This is a genomic window from Streptomyces sp. NPDC001410, assembly GCF_042895235.1.
In the GTDB taxonomy this organism is placed as follows: domain Bacteria; phylum Actinomycetota; class Actinomycetes; order Streptomycetales; family Streptomycetaceae; genus Streptomyces.
Window position 1 is genome coordinate 522013 of the sequence record NZ_JBIAWE010000002.1, and the last position, 19686, is coordinate 541698.

The 19686-nt window shown below is 69.0% G+C and carries 13 protein-coding genes; 12 read left to right on the plus strand and 1 reads right to left on the minus strand.

Annotation, left to right across the window (positions count from 1 at the left end):
- The first annotated feature begins 58 nt into the window (after positions 1-58).
- The 12 genes from ACFY3C_RS05870 (at position 59) to ACFY3C_RS05925 (ending at position 17852) form a co-directional block, all read left to right on the plus strand.
- Positions 59-1573 carry a bifunctional folylpolyglutamate synthase/dihydrofolate synthase gene (locus ACFY3C_RS05870; RefSeq protein ID WP_390769845.1) on the plus strand — a complete coding sequence of 505 codons (1515 nt, stop codon included), beginning with the start codon at positions 59-61 and terminating at the stop codon, positions 1571-1573.
- A 9-nt stretch (positions 1574-1582) separates the two neighbouring features.
- A complete protein-coding gene (locus ACFY3C_RS05875; protein WP_386571769.1) occupies positions 1583-1939 on the plus strand; it encodes a DUF4233 domain-containing protein in 357 nt (118 codons plus the stop codon).
- Positions 1940-2001: 62 nt separating this feature from the next.
- Positions 2002-2415 carry a nucleoside-diphosphate kinase gene (gene ndk, locus ACFY3C_RS05880; protein WP_389174669.1) on the plus strand — a complete coding sequence of 138 codons (414 nt, stop codon included), beginning with the start codon at positions 2002-2004 and terminating at the stop codon, positions 2413-2415.
- A 312-nt stretch (positions 2416-2727) separates the two neighbouring features.
- Complete coding sequence (locus ACFY3C_RS05885) at positions 2728-3747, plus strand: rod shape-determining protein (protein ID WP_116151120.1); 1020 nt, start codon at positions 2728-2730, stop codon at positions 3745-3747.
- 163 nt (positions 3748-3910) lie between these two features.
- On the plus strand, positions 3911-4852 hold the full coding sequence (mreC, locus tag ACFY3C_RS05890) for a rod shape-determining protein MreC (protein ID WP_390769846.1): 942 nt from the start codon (positions 3911-3913) through the stop codon (positions 4850-4852).
- Positions 4853-4865: 13 nt separating this feature from the next.
- Positions 4866-5543, plus strand: coding sequence for a rod shape-determining protein MreD (mreD, locus tag ACFY3C_RS05895; protein ID WP_386571773.1), 678 nt, complete (start codon positions 4866-4868; stop codon positions 5541-5543).
- An 80-nt stretch (positions 5544-5623) separates the two neighbouring features.
- Positions 5624-7873, plus strand: coding sequence for a penicillin-binding protein 2 (gene mrdA, locus ACFY3C_RS05900; RefSeq protein WP_390769847.1), 2250 nt, complete (start codon positions 5624-5626; stop codon positions 7871-7873).
- Positions 7870-9066, plus strand: a complete 1197-nt coding sequence (gene rodA / locus ACFY3C_RS05905; RefSeq protein WP_390769848.1) for a rod shape-determining protein RodA — start codon at positions 7870-7872, stop codon at positions 9064-9066. The genes mrdA and rodA overlap by 4 nt, the downstream gene beginning before the upstream one ends.
- A 112-nt stretch (positions 9067-9178) precedes the next feature.
- The gene (locus ACFY3C_RS05910) at positions 9179-10678 is read left to right on the plus strand and encodes a CHAD domain-containing protein (protein WP_390769849.1); all 1500 of its coding nucleotides are present in this window, start codon (positions 9179-9181) and stop codon (positions 10676-10678) included.
- 73 nt (positions 10679-10751) lie between these two features.
- Complete coding sequence (locus tag ACFY3C_RS05915) at positions 10752-12713, plus strand: TIGR03960 family B12-binding radical SAM protein (protein ID WP_386571779.1); 1962 nt, start codon at positions 10752-10754, stop codon at positions 12711-12713.
- Between the two features lie 426 nt (positions 12714-13139).
- Complete coding sequence (locus tag ACFY3C_RS05920; protein WP_390769850.1) at positions 13140-15563, plus strand: SpoIIE family protein phosphatase; 2424 nt, start codon at positions 13140-13142, stop codon at positions 15561-15563.
- 753 nt (positions 15564-16316) lie between these two features.
- On the plus strand, positions 16317-17852 hold the full coding sequence (locus ACFY3C_RS05925) for an MFS transporter (RefSeq protein WP_390769851.1): 1536 nt from the start codon (positions 16317-16319) through the stop codon (positions 17850-17852).
- 52 nt (positions 17853-17904) lie between these two features.
- Here ACFY3C_RS05925 and ACFY3C_RS05930 read toward each other — a convergent pair whose 3' ends face one another.
- Complete coding sequence (locus ACFY3C_RS05930) at positions 17905-19302, minus strand: DUF1254 domain-containing protein (RefSeq protein ID WP_390769852.1); 1398 nt, start codon at positions 19300-19302, stop codon at positions 17905-17907.
- Positions 19303-19686 lie beyond the last annotated feature (384 nt).

The following is a 19686-nucleotide window of genomic DNA, read 5'->3' on the forward strand; positions in this document are numbered from 1 at the left end:
AGACAAGCCACCCCATACCGGCGCCGCGAAGCCACCGCCCGCTCCGTAGACTGGCCCTGTGAGCGACCTCCCGCACGAAAACGACCAGCCCGACCCCCTCGACGCCTTCGAAGAACTCATCGCCGAAGAGACCGACCGCGACCCCGACCTCGCGGTGATCGAGGCCGGCAGCCGCACGCTGCGCACCCAGGGCGGCCCGCCGCAGGCCGACGTGCCCGCGCGGCCGGAGGACCCCGAGGTCGACCGGGCCCTGCGCGAGGTCGAGGCGGAGCTGGCGGGCCGCTGGGGCGAGACCAAGCTGGAGCCCTCCGTCAGCCGTATCGCCGCGCTGATGGACGTGCTGGGCACGCCGCAGCGGTCGTACCCCTCGATCCACATCACGGGCACGAACGGCAAGACCTCCACCGCGCGCATGATCGAGGCCCTGCTCGGCGCCTTCGAGCTGCGCACCGGCCGGTACACCAGCCCGCACGTGCAGTCGGTCACCGAGCGGATCAGCCTGGACGGCGCCCCGATCTCCGCCGAGCGGTTCATCGAGACGTACCAGGACATCAAGCCGTACATCGAGATGGTGGACGGCATGCAGGAGTACCGGCTGTCGTTCTTCGAGGTGCTCACCGCCATGGCGTACGCCGCGTTCGCGGACGCCCCCGTCGACGTCGCCGTCGTCGAGGTCGGCATGGGCGGCAGCTGGGACGCGACGAATGTGATCGACGGCGACGTCGCGGTGGTCACCCCCATCGCCCTCGACCACACCGACCGGCTCGGCGCGACGCCGGGCGAGATCGCCGTTGAGAAGGGCGGCATCATCAAGCAGGACGCGACCGTGATCCTGGCTCAGCAGCCGGTGGACGCGGCGCAGGCGCTGCTGAAGAAGGCCGTCGAGGTGGACGCGACCGTGGCCCGGGAGGGGCTGGAGTTCGGCGTCGTGGCCCGGCAGGTCGCGGTCGGCGGGCAGCTGGTCACCCTGCGCGGCCTGGGCGGTGAGTACCCCGAGGTGTACCTGCCGCTGCACGGCGCCCACCAGGCGCACAACGCGGCCGTGGCGCTCGCCGCCGTGGAGGCGTTCTTCGGGGTCGGCTCGGTGCGCGCGGAGGCGCTGGACATCGACACCGTGCGCAAGGCCTTCGCGGCCGTGTCCTCGCCGGGCCGGCTGGAGGTCGTACGGCGCTCTCCCACGGTCGTGCTGGACGCGGCGCACAACCCGGCGGGCGCCGAGGTCACCGCCGAGGCCGTGCGGGAGGCGTTCGACTTCACCCGGCTGATCGGTGTGGTCGGAGCGAGCGCCGACAAGAACGTGCGGGGGCTGCTGGAGGCCTTCGAGCCGATCTTCGCCGAGGTCGTCGTCACGCAGAACTCCACGCACCGTGCCATGGACACGGACGAGCTGGCCGCGATCGCCGTCGAGGTGTTCGGCGAGGAGCGGGTCCAGGTCGAGCCGCGGCTGCCCGAGGCTCTGGAGGCCGCGATCACGCTGGCCGAGGAGGAGGGCGAGTTCGCGGGCGGCGGGGTGCTGGTCACCGGTTCGGTCATCACGGTGGGCGAGGCCCGCCTGCTGCTGGGGAAGGGCTGAGGTTCCGTCGTGCGTACGCTCTGTTCATCGACGCTGATCGGTGAGTTCTTCATCATCGGGTTCGCCGGACTCGTGGCCATGAAGGACCCGGATCTGTCCACGTCGACGGTGTGGCTGGTCAGCGGTGTCGCCATGGTCCTGTGCGTGCTGCTGTGCGGCATGGTGACCCGGCCGGGCGGTGTCGCCCTCGGCTGGGCCCTGCAGCTCGCCCTGATCGCCTCCGGTGTCTTCGTCCCGACGATGTACTTCATGGGTGCGGTCTTCGCGGCGCTGTGGTGGGCGTCGGTGCACTACGGCAGAAAGGTCGACGAGGCCAAGGCCCGTTTCGCGGCGCAGGCCGAGTCCTCTGCACCTGACGCTGCGTGACAGCGACACGGACACGCCCTGTAATGTCGTCCCACCGCACACGTCAGTCGTAAGGAGCCCCTGTGAGCCAGCGCACCCTCGTCCTGCTCAAGCCCGACGCCGTCCGTCGCGGCCTGACCGGCGAGATCATCAGCCGTATCGAGCGCAAGGCAGGCTGGCAGATCACCGCGCTGGAGCTGCGCACCCTGGACCAGGACACCCTGGAGCAGCACTACGGCGAGCACAAGGGCAAGGCCTTCTACGAGCCGCTGGTGGAGTTCATGTCCTCCGGTCCGGTCGTCGCGCTGATCGTCGAGGGCGAGCGGGTCATCGAGGGGGTGCGCGCGCTCGCCGGCCCGACCGACCCGATCGCCGCCGCGCCCGGCTCCATCCGGGGTGACTACGGCGTGATCGTCCGCGAGAACCTGATCCACGCCTCCGACTCGGAGGACTCCGCCGAGCGCGAGGTGAAGATCTTCTTCCCGGGGCACGCCTGAGCGCCATTCTGCGGATCTTCCGCTAATTTTTCTGAGGGAGTGTCAGCTCCGCTCGGAGTCCTGACCAGGGGCGGCCGTACGTTTTCGGCCGTCCTTTGGCATATGCGTTGCCGATCGGGGGAACGTGTGCCCCCGATGGGCCGTCTCCACAAGCGAGGTGGCGCGCCATCTGCTGACAATGGCGAAGACCCTCGCGCAGTGTTCGTGCAGGCGCGTTTACGATGGAAGCCTTCACGTCACAGCACCCGCCTCGCCGACCTGATATGCCCTCAAAAGCTTCGGAAGGCCAGATGAATCCGGATGGGGAACTCAATGTCGTTCATCGGCCGTGACATGGCTGTCGACCTCGGGACCGCCAACACGCTGGTGTACGTCAGGGGTCGCGGAATCGTGCTCAACGAGCCGTCCGTCGTCGCGATCAACACCAACACCGGTGGCATCCTCGCGGTCGGTGCCGAGGCGAAGAAGATGATCGGCCGCACGCCGGGCAACATCGTCGCCGTGCGTCCGCTCAAGGACGGCGTCATCGCCGACTTCGAGATCACCGAGCGGATGCTCCGCTACTTCATCCTGAAGATCCACAAGCGGCGGTATCTCGCCCGGCCCCGGGTCGTCGTCTGTGTGCCCTCGGGCATCACGGGCGTCGAGCGCCGCGCCGTCATCGAGGCGTCCTCCCAGGCGGGTGCCCGCCAGGTGCACATCATCGAGGAGCCCATGGCGGCCGCCATCGGCTCCGGCCTGCCGGTCCACGAGGCCACGGGCAACATGGTGGTGGACATCGGCGGCGGCACCACGGAGGTCGCGGTCATCTCGCTCGGCGGCATCGTCACCGCCCAGTCCATCCGGGTCGCGGGCGACGAGCTGGACAACGCGATCATCCAGTACATCAAGAAGGAGTACAGCCTCCTGCTGGGTGAGCGCACGGCCGAGCAGATCAAGATCACGATCGGTTCGGCGTACGAGCTCGACGCCGACGAGCACACCGAAGTCCGCGGCCGGGACCTGGTGTCCGGGCTGCCGAAGACCGTCGTCATCTCGGCCGCCGAGGTCCGCAAGGCGATCGAGGAGCCGGTCAACGCGATCGTGGACGCGGTCAAGACGACCCTCGACAAGTGCCCGCCGGAGCTGTCCGGCGACATCATGGACCGAGGAATCGTTCTGACCGGCGGCGGAGCGCTGCTGCGCGGCCTGGACGAGCGGCTGCGCCGGGAGACCGGCATGCCGATCCACATCGCCGAGGACCCGCTGGACAGCGTGGCGCTCGGCTCCGGCAAGTGCGTCGAGGAGTTCGAGGCGCTCCAGCAGGTCCTGGACGCCCAGCCGCGCAGATGACGCAACTCTTCGATTCCGCCGTACGAGATGATCTCCTCTCGTACGGCGGATCGTTGGCATTGAGGCATAAGCTCCCACAAATGGGCCCCTTGGGTTTGCGCTTCGCCAGTGGCGCCTTGAGGGGTCCCCGAATTCCTACCGAGGAAGGGCACGGCCGCCGCACGTGAGGGACACGAAAGAGAGCCGGCTGCTCCTGGTCCTGCTGATCGCCATCGCGTTCGCGTTGATCACGGTGGACATCCGCGGAGGCCGGAACTCGCCGGTCGACGGTGCCCGGCAGGCCGCGGCAGCGGTGTTCGGTCCGATCGAGAACGGGATGTCCTCGGCGGTCGATCCCGTCGGCGACGCCGTCTCCGCCGTCCGTGACTCCGGCAGCCGCCACGACCGGCTCGCCGCGCTGGAGAAGGAGAACGCGGCCCTCAAGGCGAAGCTCGGCAGCGACGACCGCAACCGCAGCCGCCTGGGACAGCTCGACAAGATGCTGAAGATCTCCGGCGAGGGGCAGTACGGCATCAAGGGCGCCCAGGTCATCGCCATAGGGTCGGCGCAGGGCTTCTCCTGGACCATCACCATCGACGCCGGCGCGAGCGACGGCATCAAGCGGGACATGACCGTCCTCAACGGGGACGGCCTCGTCGGCCGCGTGACCACCGTCGGCCCCGACACCTCCACCGTGCTCCTCGCCAACGACCCCGACTTCACCGTCGGCACCCGCATGGAGGGCAGCGACGAACTCGGCTTCGCCTCCGGGCAGGGCGACCGCCCGCTGCGCGTCGAACTCCTCAACGGCAAGGCCGAGGTGAAGAAGGGCGACCGGCTCGTCACCTTCGGCTCCCAGGCCGACAAGCCCTTCGTGCCGGGCGTGCCGGTCGGCGTGGTCTCCCGCATCGACCCCTCCGGCGGCGGCCTGACCCGCACGCTCTACGTCACGCCGTACGTCAGCTTCACCCAGCTCGACATCGTCGGTGTGGTCGTCGAGGCCCCGAAGAAGGACCCGCGTGACGAGGTCCTGCCGACCAAGCCCAAGCCGACACCGACACCGACGGTGACCGTCACGGTCACACCGTCCGCCGACGCGAACGCCACCGACGAGCAGCAGCAGTAGGAGCTGAATCCCCATGCGTGTCAACCGGATCCTGCTCTCCAGCGCGCTGGTCGTCGTCGCCCTGGTGATCCAGGTGAGCGTCCTCGCCCGCCTGCATTTGCCCGGCGCCGTCCCGGACCTGCTGCTGCTCACCGTCCTCGGCCTGGCCATGGTGTACGGCCATGTGGGCGGCGCCCTCGTCGGCTTCGGCGCCGGCCTGCTCGCCGACCTCGCCCCGCCCGCCGACCACGCGGCCGGCCGCTACGCCCTCGTGCTGTGCGTCATCGGCTACGGCGCCGGACTCATCAAGCCGGAGAACGGCCGCCTGAAGTCGGCGACCGGCCCGATGGCGGTCGTGGTCGCCGCCGCCGTCGGCTCCACCCTGCTGTACGCGGGCGTCGGCGCCCTGGTCGGCGACACCGCCGCCCGCCATGTCGGCCTGACCGGGCTGCTGTTCTCGGCCGCCCTGTACGACCTGCTGCTCGCGCCCTTCGTGGTCCCCGGGATCATGTGGCTGGCCCGCCGCTCCGACAACGACCCGCTGGCCGAGACCAGCCCCGCCGCCAAGGCCGGCGACATCTCCTCCGGCTGGCTCTCCTCCGGCACCGGCCTGCGCATCGGCAGCCAGCGCGGCGGCCTCGGCGGCCTCAAGGCCAAGGCCCGCACCCGCTCGACCCGGGTCGGCCGCATCAAGGGGGTCAAGCGGCTGTGAGCACGCGCGAGTTGCTCAGGAGCACGCACAGCTTCGTCGTATATGACACGTACACGTACTGAGAGGGGGAGACAGCCGCAGTGACCAACATTCCCGAGACCGGACGGACTCCACGAGTCCAGACCCGACTGGTCGTGATCCAGATCCTCGTCCTCTCCCTGCTCGGCACGCTCGGCGGCCGCCTGTGGTACCTGCAGATCCGGGAGGGCGCCGAGTACCAGAAGGAGGCCTCCGGGAACCACGTCCAGCAGGTCGTCGACCCCGCCGTGCGCGGCGACATCCTGGACGCCCGGGGCGTACCGCTCGCCGACAACGAGACCCGTCTGGTCGTCTCGGCCTCCCGCACCGACCTGCTCAAGCAGAAGGACGACGGCAAGGCCGTCCTCGCCAAGCTGGCCGGCGTCCTCGGCATGAAGCCCGAGGAGGTCGCCCAGAAGGTCCGGCTGTGCGACGCCAAGACCCCGCAGCCCTGCTGGAACGGCTCGCCGTACCAGCCGATCCCGATCACCGACGAGGCGACGCCCAAGCAGGCCCTGCAGATCCGTGAGCGCGCCGAGGACTTCCCCGGCATCACCGCCGAGCCGGAGGCCGTGCGCCGCTACGCGGGCCCGGGCAAGTCCAACAGCGCCCAGGTTCTCGGCTATCTCTCGCCGGTCACCGACGACGAGATCCAGAAGGCCAAGGACACCGACTCGCCCTACCTGCGCTCCGACATGGTCGGCCGCTCCGGCCTGGAGCGCCAGTACGACAAGGTGCTGCGCGGCAAGGCCGGCGTGACGCGGTACGAGGTGGACAACCTCGGCCGGGTCATCGGCAAAGCCAAGTCGGACGCCGCCGAGTCCGGTTCCAACCTGGTCACCAGCATCGACTCCCGGGTGCAGCGGGTCGCCGAGTACGAGCTGAACAAGGCCATGAAGAAGGCCCGTCAGCAGTTCGACAAGATCACCGGCGAGAACTACAAGGCCGACTCCGGCGCCGTCGTGGTGATGGAGGCCAAGACCGGCCGGATCGTCGCCATGGCCTCGGCCCCGACCTACGACCCGAACGTGTGGGTCGGCGGCATCTCCGCCAAGGACTACAAGGCCCTCACCGGCAAGGACTCCGACTACCCGCTGATCAACCGGGCCATACAGGGTCAGGCTGCGCCCGGTTCGACGTTCAAGGTGGTCTCGACGGCCGCCGCGGTCCAGGCCGGCTACGAGTGGGACGGCGGCTATCCGTGCACCAGCTCGTACTCGGTCGGCGGCCAGGTCTTCAAGAACTTCGAGGGCGAGAGCTTCGGCCCGATCTCGCTCGGCCGAGCGCTGGAGGTCTCCTGCGACACCGTCTTCTACGGCCTCGCGGACCGGGAGTGGAAGAAGGACGGCGGCATCAACCCCAAGAAGGGGCAGCCGAGGGACTACTTCTTCAAGACCGCCCACCAGTTCGGCCTCGGTAAGGAGACCGGCATCGACCTGCCCAACGAGGTCACCGGCCGCGTCCCCGACCGCCAGTGGAAGCTGGACTACTGGAAGGCCAACAAGGACGCCTGGTGCAAGTCCGGAAAGAAGGACGGCTCCTACGTCGAGAAGATCGCCTACGAGAACTGCCTCGAAGGCAACAAGATGCGCGAGGGCGACGAGATCAACTACTCCATCGGCCAGGGCGACACGCTCGTCACGCCGATCCAGGAGGCCGTGATCTACGGCGCCGTCGCCAACGGCGGCACCATGTACCAGCCGACCATCGGCAAGGCGGTCATCAGCGCGGACGGCAAGACGGTCACGCCGATCAAGCCGAGGAAGTCCGGGAAGCTGCCGGTCAGCCAGGCCACCCTCAAGGGCATGGACGACGCCTTCGCGGGCGTCATCACCCGCGGTACCGCCGCCTGGAAGTTCGGCGGCTGGCCGCAGGACAAGATCGCGCTGCACGCCAAGACCGGTACGGCGGAGGTCTACGGCAAGCAGACCACTGGCTGGCTGGCAACGTACACCAAGGATTACTCGGTGATCATGACGATCGCCCAGGCCGGTACGGGTTCCGGTTCCTCCGGTGAGGCCGTGCGCAACATCTACAGCGCGCTCTACGGCGTCCAGGGCGACGGCTCCATCGACAACAAGAAGGCGCTGCTGCCCGAGCCGCAGAAGGGCCTGCCGAAGGTCCGCACGGACGGCACGATCGCCGCCCCGAAGGTCACCGGGGACCCGGGTAAGGACGCCGAGGCCTCCCAGAAGGACAACCCCACCAACGACGACAACCAGCAGCCCGCCACCAGCCCCTCGCCCAGCACGGGCAACAGCAACACCCGCAGGCGGCCGCGCCGGAGGGGGAGCCGGAGGAAGCTCACATGACCGGCAACAGCTTCTCCGTCTCCGGGTACGGTCCCGAGCGGGCCGGCTGGACCAGGATCTTCGCCCGCGACTCGCTGGCCCGCCGGCTCGACTGGCCGATGCTGCTGGCGGCCCTCGTGCTGTCGCTGCTGGGCTCGTTGCTGGTGTACTCCGCGACCCGTAACCGTACCGAGATCAACCAGGGCGACCCGTACTACTTCCTGGTCCGCCATCTGATGAACCTCGGCATCGGACTCGCCCTGATGATCGGCACGATCTGGCTCGGCCACCGCGCCCTGCGCAACGCCGTGCCGGTCCTCTACGGCATGTCGTTGCTCGGGGTGCTGCTGGTGCTCACCCCGCTCGGCGCCACCATCAACGGCAGCCGCAACTGGATCGTGTTCGGCGGCGGCTTCTCGCTCCAGCCCGCCGAGTTCGTGAAGGTCTCGATCATCCTGGGCATGGCGATGATACTGGCGGCCCGGGTCGACGCCGGGGACAAGCCGTACCCCGACCACCGCACGGTCGTGCAGGCGCTGGGCCTGGCCACCGTGCCGATCCTGATCGTGCTTCTCATGCCCGACCTCGGCACGGTCCTGGCCATGGTGGCCATCATCCTGGGCGTGCTGCTCGCCTCCGGCGCCTCCAATCGCTGGATCTTCGGCCTGCTCACCGCCGGTGTGATCGGCTGTGTCGCCATCTGGCAGCTCCACATCCTGGACGAGTACCAGATCAACCGCTTCGCGGCCTTCGCCAACCCGGAGCTGGACCCGGCGGGTGTCGGCTACAACACCAACCAGGCTCGCATCGCCATCGGCTCCGGCGGTCTGACCGGCGCGGGCCTCTTCCACGGCTCGCAGACCACCGGCCAGTTCGTGCCCGAGCAGCAGACCGACTTCGTGTTCACGGTCGCGGGGGAGGAGCTGGGCTTCGTCGGCGCCGGCCTGATCGTCCTCCTGCTGGGCGTGGTGCTGTGGCGGGCCTGCCGCATCGCCCGCGACTCGACCGAGCTGTACGGCACGGTCGTCGCCGCCGGCATCGTCGCCTGGTTCGCCTTCCAGTCCTTCGAGAACATCGGCATGACCCTCGGCATCATGCCGGTGACCGGTCTGCCCCTGCCGTTCGTGTCGTACGGCGGATCGTCGATGTTCGCGGTGTGGGTGGCGGTGGGACTGCTGCAGTCGATCAAGGTGCAGCGGCCGATGTCCGCGTGAGGACGTCCGCCGGACGGGCGGGGGCGTTCACCGGCTGGATGGCGGGAGTTTTCCCGCCATTCACCCTGGTTGGCCCCTGCCCTCCCGACCGTTCTGCCACTAGATTCAATTCATGGCGGATGCGAAACGCGAGATCGAGCGCAAGTACGAATCCGACGACAGTGGCCTGCCCGACCTGACCGGCGTCGGCGGGGTGGCGAACGTCCTCGACAAGGGCCTCGTCGAACTGGACGCCACCTACTACGACACCGCGGACGAGCGGCTGGCCGCCGCCGCCCTCACCCTGCGCCACCGCACCGGAGGCTCGGACGCGGGCTGGCACCTGAAGTTCCCGGTCGCCCCCGGCGTCCGCGACGAGATCAGGGCACCGCTGTCCGACACCGTCCCCGACGAGATCGCCGCACTGGTCCGCTCCCGGGTCCGCCACACCGAACTGGTCCCCCTCGTCCGGCTCCGCTCCGCCCGCGACGTACGCCACCTCGTGGACGCCGACGGCGCGCTGCTGGCCGAGGCGAGCGTGGACACCGTGACCGCCGAGCGGCTCTCCGGCGCGGGCGGGACCGCCCAGTGGACCGAGATCGAGGTGGAACTCGCCGACGACGGCGATCCGGCCTTCCTCGACAAGGTGGAGAAGCGGCTGCGCAAGGCGGGTGTACGGCGCTCGAAGTCGCCCTCGAAGCTGGCCCGGGCGCTGGAGCAGACCGGCGGCCCGCGGCCCGGCTCCGGTCGGCGTGCCAAGCCCGTGACCGCAGGCGACCACGTCCTCGCCTACGTGCGCGAACAGCGCGAGGCGATCCTCGGGTACGACCCGGGCGTCCGCCGGGACGTACCGGACTCCGTCCACCAGATGCGGGTGGCCACCCGCCGCATGCGCAGCACCTTCCGCACCTTCGGCACCGTCCTCGACCGCACCGTCACCGACCCGATCGCCGACGAGCTGAAGTGGCTGGCGGGCGAGCTGGGCGTGGGCCGCGACCAGGAGGTGCTGGCGGAGCGCCTGATCGCCCTGCTCGACACCCTGCCGCCCGCCCTGGTGTCCGGCCCCGTGCACAAACGGCTCACCACCTGGGCGACCGCCAAGCACGACAGCGCCCGCGGCCACGTCGTCGGGGTCCTGGACTCCGACCGGTATCTGGCCCTGCTCGACACCCTGGACGCCGTGCTCGCCGAGCCGCCGCTCGGGAAGAAGGCGGCGGGCAAGCCGGAGAAGGTGATCGCCGAGGCCGTACGCAAGGACCTCGCCAAGGTCTCCCGCCTGGTCACCGAGGCCCTGGACCAGCCACCCGGCGAACAACGCGACACCGCCATCCACGAGGCCCGCAAGAAGGCGAAGCGCACCCGGTACGCGGGGGAGGCGGCCATCCCGGCCCTGGGCGGCCCCGCCCGCTCCCTGGCCAAGTCCATGAAGTCCCTGACCAGCCTGCTCGGCGAACACCAGGACAGCGTCATGGCCCGCCTGACCCTGCGCGAGCTGTCCGCGGTGGCACACGCGGCGGGGGAGAGCGCGTTCACGTACGGGCTGCTGTACGGCAGAGAAGAGGCGGCCGCGGCGGCCGTGGAGGCGGAGCTGCCGGGTCTGTGGCGGGAGATCACAGCCGGGCCGTCCGTCTGAGCGTACGGGGGAGGCCCGCGATCAGGTTAGGCTTGATGGTCACCCCTGCCAGCTCACGAAGGTAATCCCCGCGATGTCTGTCGAGTCGGTCTTCCCACAGCTCGAAGCTCTGCTCCCGCATGTGCAGAAGCCGATCCAGTACGTGGGCGGCGAGCTGAACTCCACCGTCAAGGAGTGGGACAGCTGCGACGTCCGCTGGGCGCTCATGTACCCGGACGCGTACGAGGTCGGTCTGCCCAACCAGGGCGTCATGATCCTCTACGAGGTACTCAACGAGCGGGAGGGCGTCCTCGCCGAGCGCACCTACAGCGTGTGGCCGGACCTGGAGGCCCTGATGCGGGAGCACGGCGTCCCGCAGTTCACGGTGGACAGCCACCGCCCGGTGAAGGCCTTCGACGTGTTCGGCCTGTCCTTCTCCACGGAGCTGGGCTACACGAACATGCTCACGGCCCTGGACCTGGCCGGCATCCCCCTGGAGTCCAAGGACCGCACGATCGACGACCCGATCGTGCTGGCGGGCGGCCACGCGGCCTTCAACCCGGAGCCGATCGCGGACTTCATCGACGCGGCGATCATCGGCGACGGCGAGCAGGCCGTGCTGGACATGACGAAGATCATCCGCGAGTGGAAGGCGGAGGGCCGCCCCGGCGGCCGCGAGGAGGTCCTCTTCCGCCTGGCCAAGACGGGCGCGGTGTACATCCCGGCGTTCTACGACGTCGAGTACCTCCCCGACGGCCGCATCGGCCGCGTGGTCCCCAACAAGTCGGGCGTCCCCTGGCGCGTGTCGAAGCACACAGTCATGGACCTCGACGAGTGGCCGTACCCCAAGCAGCCGCTCGTCCCCCTGGCCGAGACGGTCCACGAGCGCATGTCGGTGGAGATCTTCCGCGGCTGCACCCGGGGCTGCCGCTTCTGCCAGGCCGGCATGATCACCCGCCCCGTCCGCGAGCGCTCGATCACGGGCATCGGCGAGATGGTCGACAAGGGCCTGAAGGCGACGGGCTTCGAGGAGGTCGGCCTGCTGTCCCTCTCCTCCGCGGACCACTCGGAGATCGGCGACATCGCCAAGGGCCTGGCCGACCGCTACGAGGAAGACAAGATCGGCCTGTCCCTGCCGTCGACGCGGGTGGACGCCTTCAACGTCGACCTGGCGAACGAGCTGACGCGCAACGGCCGCCGCTCCGGCCTCACCTTCGCCCCCGAGGGCGGCTCCGAGCGCATGCGCAAGGTCATCAACAAGATGGTCTCGGAAGAGGACCTGATCCGGACGGTCGCGACGGCCTACGGCAACGGCTGGCGCCAGGTGAAGCTGTACTTCATGTGCGGCCTGCCCACGGAGACGGACGACGACGTCCTCCAGATCGCCGACATGGCCATGCACGTGATCCAGAAGGGCCGCGAGGTGTCGAAGTCCAACGACATCCGCTGCACCGTCTCGATCGGCGGCTTCGTCCCGAAGCCCCACACCCCCTTCCAGTGGGCTCCCCAGCTCTCCGCCGAGGAGACGGACGCCCGCCTGGAGAAGCTCCGCGACAAGATCCGCGGCGACAAGAAGTACGGCCGCTCGATCGGCTTCCGCTACCACGACGGCAAGCCCGGCATCGTCGAGGGCCTCCTGTCCCGCGGCGACCGCCGCATCGGCGCGGTCATCCGCGCGGTGTACGACGACGGCGGCCGCTTCGACGGCTGGCGCGAGCACTTCTCCTACGACCGCTGGATGGCCTGCGCCGACAAGGCCCTCGCCCCCTTCGGCGTCGACGTCGACTGGTACACCACCCGCGAGCGCACCTACGAGGAGGTCCTCCCCTGGGACCACCTCGACTCCGGCCTGGACAAGGACTGGCTCTGGGAGGACTGGCAGGACGCCCTCGACGAGACCGAGGTCGAGGACTGCCGCTGGACGCCGTGCTTCGATTGCGGCGTGTGCCCCCAGATGGACACCCACATCCAAATCGGCCCGACCGGCAAGAAGTTGCTGCCTCTGACGGTCAAGAACGCTGGGCCGACGCCGGCCGCGAGTGGTCACGCGCACTGAGGTGAGCGAGGCACTCGATCGGGTGGTTGAGGCGCCGGCGGGGTGAGCGCGGACGAGGTGGCGGCTGCGCCGGCTGCAGTCGGCGTCTCACGTCCGCACCCATTGGCGCTGCCGACGTCTCCTCGGACACCATTGCCGGCTCCCAGCGGCGGCTCGCAGATCGTCTCCGGGGTGCAGTGGGTCTGAGGGGCCGTCCAGGCTGGTGCCGGGCGGCGTGACGGGTTGCGCCCCTTCCCTGACCAGGAGGGGGCTTGGTTGCGTTTGGTGATCGCCAAGCCCTCTGTGTTCGGGGTCGCTCAAGAGGAACCGCGCCGACCTGCGGGCGGGAGCGGGGAACGGTAGAAGTGGGGGTAGAGGGCACTCGCGGCACCCCACGGTCGGGATGGCATCTCCCCACACCTCCGGCTTTCGCATGCCAGATAGGCGATGATCGAAATGCACGGCGCCACAACTGGTAATGGCTCCGGCCTCTTCCCCGACCCGGCGGCCTCAGCCACGGCCGTCGTCGATGGACGGGGGATTGTTACAGGGTGGAGCACCGGCGCCGAGCAGCTGCTTGGCTACCCCTATCAGGACGTCGTTGGGCGCCCTGCAGCCCGTCTGCTCGGCTTGGATCCCGATGCGGAAGATGTCCTCTCCGCGGTCCTCGACGGGCGGAGCAGTACTGCCGTGCTCCGCCACCGGGACGGCCAACGCATCGAGGTGCGACTGCGCGCCTTTTCGTCGCTCGACGGCGAAGGCAACGCGCAACAGTTGGTCGTGGCGACTGCGCCGGACCGCCCAGAACTGCGTGCGACGACGACAACGGAGGAAGCGTTCGCGCAGTGTCATCTGCCCTTGATGGTGTTCGATTCCGAGCTGCGAGCCCTACGAGCGAGCGCCGGCGCTGTTCGCGAGCTTGCTCTCTCGGAAGAGCAGCTGAGTGGTCGGCGGGTCACCGAGATCATGCCGCCTCACATCTGCCAATCGGTTGAGGAGGGGATGCGCCGCGCGTTCAAGACGGGGAAACCGGAACAGTTCCACGTGCGTGGCAGAGCGCGGCCCACGGCACGCGAGCGGGTCTGGTCCATCACCGTGTCCCCGCTCAAGACGCCGACCGGACAGGTACGGTGCGTGCAACTGACCGCGCTCGACGTCACCGAACAGCACTTGGCCCGCGAGCGGCTCGCCCTGCTCAACGATGTCAGTACGCAGGTGGGCAGCACTCTTGACGTGATGCGTACAGCTCAGGAGATGGCAGATGTCGCTGTGGGCTGGCTTGCCGACTTCGTCACCATCGACCTGCTGGATTCGCTGTTCCGGGGTGTCGAGCCGATGCCTTCTGCCACCGACGCTGTCGCTCTCCGTCGCGCTGCGCAACAGTCCGTGCTCCCTGGCGTGCCCGAGGCATTGATCCGACCGGGAGATGTGGACTACTACCCGCAGTCCTCGCCGCCCGCGCGCTGTCTGGCCACCGGTCGGCCCTCGCTCCATCGCTCCTTGGACGAAGCGATCAAGGATTGGCAGGCGGTCGACCCCAAGCGGTCATGGGTGGTCCAGACGTTCGGAGTCCACTCGATCATGGTGATTCCGCTGCGTGCCCGCGGTATCACGCTTGGCGTGGGCGTTTTCGTCCGCCACCGGCGTCAGGAACCCTTTCAGGACGACGACCTGCTCCTCGCAGAGGAAATCGGCGCACGTGCCGCCGTGGCCGTGGACAACGCACGCCGCTACACCCTCGAACGCACCACCGCCCTGGCCCTGCAGCGGAGTCTGCTCCCACGGCGGTTTGCCGCCCAGGACGCGGTCGAGGCCGCTTATCGCTACCTGCCGGCTCGAACCCGGGCGGGGCTGGGGGGCGACTGGTTCGATGTGATCCCCCTGTCGGGCGCGCGGGTCGCCCTCGTGGTCGGGGACGTGGTGGGCCACGGCCTGCACGCCTCCGCCACCATGGGCCGACTGCGGACCGCAGTGCGCACTCTGGCCGATGTCGACATTCCCACCGACGAACTCCTTGTCCACCTCGACGACCTCGTCACCCACCTGGCGACAGAGGAGGACCCCACCGCGGACCCCGGGGCCGAGTCAGCCCTCGACACCACCACCGATCTCATCGCCACGTGCCTGTACGTCGTGTACGACCCCGTTGAACGGCGCTGCACAGCTGCCAGTGCGGGTCACCCGCCTCCAGCCGTCGCCACGCCCGACGGCACGGCGCACTTCATCGACGTCTCGCCAGGGCCTCCACTGGGCGTAGGAGGGCTGCCCTTCGAAACGGTCGAGTGGCAACTTCCCGAAGGCAGCCTCCTTGCGCTCTACACCGACGGCCTCGTCGAGGGAACCCACCGTGACCTCGACAAAGGCCTCACGCTACTGCGCCGACGTCTGGAGCAGCCCGCGCACTCGCCGGAGGCCGTCTGCGAGGACCTGATCCAGACCCTGCTCCCCGCACAGCCGCGGGACGATGTCGCTCTCCTGGTCGCCCGCACCCGTGTCCTGGACGCCAGTCAGGTCGCCACGTGGGACTTGCCGTCCGACCCTGCCGCGGTGGCCGGAGCTCGTGCGGAAGTCCAGACTCGGCTGGCGGCGTGGCGACTTTCCGATGTTGCCTTCACCGCGGAACTGGTGATCAGCGAGCTGGTCACCAACGCGATCCGTTATGGGCAGCCACCCATTCGGTTGCGTCTGATCCGTGACGCCGCGCTCATCTGTGAGGTCTCCGACAGCAACAGCACAGCCCCGCATCTGCGGCGTGCCCGTGTCTTTGACGAAGGCGGCCGCGGCCTGCTGCTTGTCGCACAGTTCGCCGATCGCTGGGGGACACGCCACCATGCTCAGGGGAAGACGATCTGGGCGGAGATCAACTGCTGAAGCAGCGGGCTGGTCCTCGTCAGCTCCGAATCCGCCTGACAACAGGCCCCGGAATGGGAACAGGTCCGCAGTTGTGCTCCGTTTCCTCCTGGACCTGTGCCTCATACGGTGCGGGACGGCTGCGACCAAGCGCGGCGGCGGATGCCTGGCGACCCGGCCGGCTCACCCCATGTGTCGCGTGACCCCCAGCGCCGGCCGTGTGCCGGATGCGAGGGCTTGGAAGGCGTGTGGTGTGGCCTTGCCCGCAGATGGATACGGTCATACAAATCGGGACGACCGGCAAGAAGTTGCTGCCTCTGACGGTCAAGGAGGCTGGTCCAGGGCCGACTTCGAGTGGTCACGCGCGTCGAGGTGGGCGAGGTGTCGGCGCCGTCGGCTTCCTTCCGGACGCCGTGCTCGGACCTGCCCTGCCGGTGAGGTCGCCACGGGGGGAGGGGGGTTCGCCAGTGATGCCGTCAGCCCGGCAGGCGACATCCTGGCATTCTCCGTGGGTGTGGGCCCGCATAGGCGGCAGCTGCCGTCCGGCGGCTCCACTGGCGGGGGGTGACTCGGGCTCGGGGAGTGCCAAGCCCGCCATCCTGTGGAAGCGAGCCCGGACCGCGGGCGAACTTCCCCGCCGTGGGACCGGCCACGGCGACGTATGTACTCCGAATGCCGGGCTTCCGTGCGTGTCGGCCCGGGGAAGCCCGACGGTGCGCAATGGCCGGGTTAGCGTTGACCGGAATGCGACGTGGGATCATGGGAGGCGCTCCGGTGTCGTCCGCTGAGTCACGTACCAACGCGACGGCCCTGCCGATCATCCTCGGACTCGCCCTCGCCTTCACGGTCACCGTCGTCGACCCGCTGGTGCTCAGCCTGAATCTGCCGCAGGTGAGCCGGGCCCTCCATGTGCCGCCGCAAGTCGTCGGGCTGCTGGGCGGAGCAGCGACGCTGGTGATGGCCACCTCCGTACTTGCCGCGGGCAGGCTCGGGGACTCCGTCGGGCTCAAACGCCTGCTGATGCTGGGACTGGTCGTCGTCACGGTCGCCGACCTGCTCTCCGTGTTCTCGCCCGGCTACGGCTTCCTGCTGGCGATGCGCTTTCTGGCCGGGCTGGGGATGACCGCGCTGCTGGCAGTGCCGCTGGCCCTGCTGAAGGTGTCCGTGGCGCCGGAGAGGCGGCCGGTCGCCATCGGTGTCCTGATGGCCGTCGACGTGATCCTGTGCGGGGTGATCCCCACGTTCACGGGCTGGGCGGTGACGGCCGTCGGCTGGCGGTTCCTGTTTCTGATCGCTCCACTGCTGTGCCTGGTGTCGCTGGGGTTGACGGTCCGGTACATCCCGGAATCACCCGTCCAACAGGGCCGTCGCCTCGACGTGGTCGGTGTCACCCTGATCGGGGCGACTCTGCTGGCCCTTGTCGTCGGCCTCGCCGCGGCGCAGAACGGCATCCTCCGGCCCGAGACCTGGGTGCCGCTGTTGATCAGCACGGCCGTCGCCGTGCTCTTCGTGCTTCATGCACGCCGCACCCCGGAACCCGCCTTGGACCTGGCACTGTTCCGCAGCGCACCGTTCAGCGTCGCCTTGGCGGCGACCCTCACGCTGAACTTCCTGATCGCGGGGCTCGGCATCGTCCTGGGGCAGTTCGGCAGCGTTGTGCTGTCGCTCTCACCCGAGTCCATCGGCCTGCTGTACCTCCCCGGCACACTGCTGATCGCCGGTGCCGTGATCCTGGCCGGGAGCCTGATCGGGAAGTACACCCCGCGGCCGGTGATGGTCACCGGCCTGCTGGTGATGGCGGCAAGCGGACTGCTGCTGGCGGGGACCGCCGGCCCCACGATGGCGGTGTGGCTGCTCGTGCCGACCACATGGCTGTGCAACCTCGGGTCGGTGGTCACTTCCGCATCGGTGTCCGAGACGGTCCTCTCCCAGGCGCCGCCCGGGCGCTCCGGCACGGTGGCCTCCGTGCAGATGGCCTTCGCGATGACCGGCGCCGCTTTCGGGCCCACCGTCTACGTTCTGCTTCTCGACTTCTTCTTCCAGCGGCAGTGGCTGGTGGACGCGAAGTCACGCGGGCTGTCGGTGGCCCGGGCCGGGCGGGCCGTGGATGCCGTGCGCAGCGGACTGGCGCAGAGTCCGGGCAGCACCGTATACGACTCCAACCTGCTCCGTCAGGCTTCAGGACTGGACCTCGGGCTGGACTTCGCCCACGGACTACGGCTCACCATGGTGATTGTCAGCATCCTGCCGCTCGTTGTGGCCGTGCTGGCGTTGCTGCTGATGCCCCGCCGCAAGGAGCCCATGGTCTAGGGTGCGTGCCGAGCCCGTCGTCGGCCGTGCCGTGGCCCGCTCCGCGGTGCCGTCAGCCGACGCGCTTGATCGGCGGGCACACCCATCGGGCGTCGATGACCTCGGGGCGTGGCAGATACATGCGCAAGCCGATGAACCAAATGCCCTGTGGTGTGGGAATCCAGTTGGGCTCACGGGCGGGACCTGGTGACTCCGGTTGTAGGTGGAGGGTCAAGCTTCCGTCACCGTCGGTGAGCAGTCCTGGAGTGCGGTCACCGATGGAGTAGCGGCCGATCGGGTTGGGGACCAAGTTCCTGTCCTCGCCGTAGGCGGTCAGCGACCAGAAGGCGTCGACAGGGGGCAGATTCCCTGGTTCGAAGCGCAGTTCGTAGCGGCCCGTGGACAGCTTGCTGCCGTCCGCGTCGTGGAAGGCGGCCAGGTAGACCGCTTCCTCGGGATCGTTGACGGCGACGCCGACAAAAGACTGCTCCGCGGCTCGCCTCAGGAAATCGTCCCCGAACCGTCCCATCTGTGGTGGCGGGTAGCGCCAGCCGTTGATGACTTGAGCCCATTCACCACTGAGCAGTTGCTGTTCGAGCATGCGAACGCCGGTCGTCGCGGCCCGGATCAGGCTCTGCTTGACGGATTCGGGCTGGGCTTCGACATCGAGCCCGGGCCCGATTCCGATCTCGGCGAACTGCTTCAGCAGAACCTCGTGGTGTCGGGGTGGCGGATTCTCGGCCAGCATCGCGTTCAGGGTCTTCCACGGACCGAGAGGATCATCTGCCGCGTCGATCGGTTCCAGCACGTCACGGCGTTCCGGAACGTGCGCTCCTTCTTTGCCGAACAGATGGAGCGGGGTCAACCGGTACCGGCGTTGAAGTGCATGAACGTTCGCAAGGTCGGGCTCGCCTTCGACGAGGGTCCGGCCGACGATCACGGCCCAGGGACTGGGGGCGGTCGCCGTGCGGCGCACCCCTTCGGGGAGGTCTCCCGTCCATCCCGGCCCGATGATGGCGAAGTCTCCGGCGTGTGACCCGGTGGCGCGCTGTCCCACGTAGTCGTAGTTGTCGGAGGTGACGCCGACCAGTTCGAAGGTGAAGTAGCGGTCGCCCATGTCCGGGTGCGAGAGGATGACGGGTTCCTCGCTCAGGTCGACCCAGGCGAACGAGTACAGGGTGTCGTTGTTGGGGGCCAGACCTTCCCGGTCCGAGGCGTCGAAAAGCGTGCGGGCGTGCCAGAAGTGGTTGACGGCGGCATACGGCGTCGTGTCGGTGTCGGGCTTCCGGGTCACCCACCGGTGGCGGAGCCGGGCGTTGTAGATGTACGGGAACCCATAGACGAAGGCCTGTTCCCCGAGGGTGTAAGCGTATTCTCGGCGCCAGTCCCCGACGTGGCCGGTCAGCACCGGCTTCACCGATTCCCACATCAGCGGCAGCGCCTGGGATGCCTCGCGGGCGCGTCCGGCCATTGCTCGGGGGTGGCGCACGGCGTCCGCCGTAACCCTGCCCGTCGCCGTCGCCGCATGGCCGATGCTCGACGCCGCTCCTGTGAGTTGGTCACGCAGTCGCTGCAGGGGGCGGCTGATCGTGGCTTCAGATGTCATTTCAGCGCTCATCTCCCGTCGCTGAGCACCACGGCGTCTCACCGTCTCCGGCCGAACAGCCGGCTCCATCGACGACGCGGTCCTGCCGTGGGCCGGCGTCCGCATCGTTCGCCGTGCTTCGTCGGGTATCGGGCAGGGTGCTTCACAACTCCGGCTCCACTACCGAGTAGATCACCGCAGCCAGGGCCCGGCAACCGCGGCGCTCCCCACCGCACAGCCCGGCTGCTCACGAAAGCCGACACGGCCCGC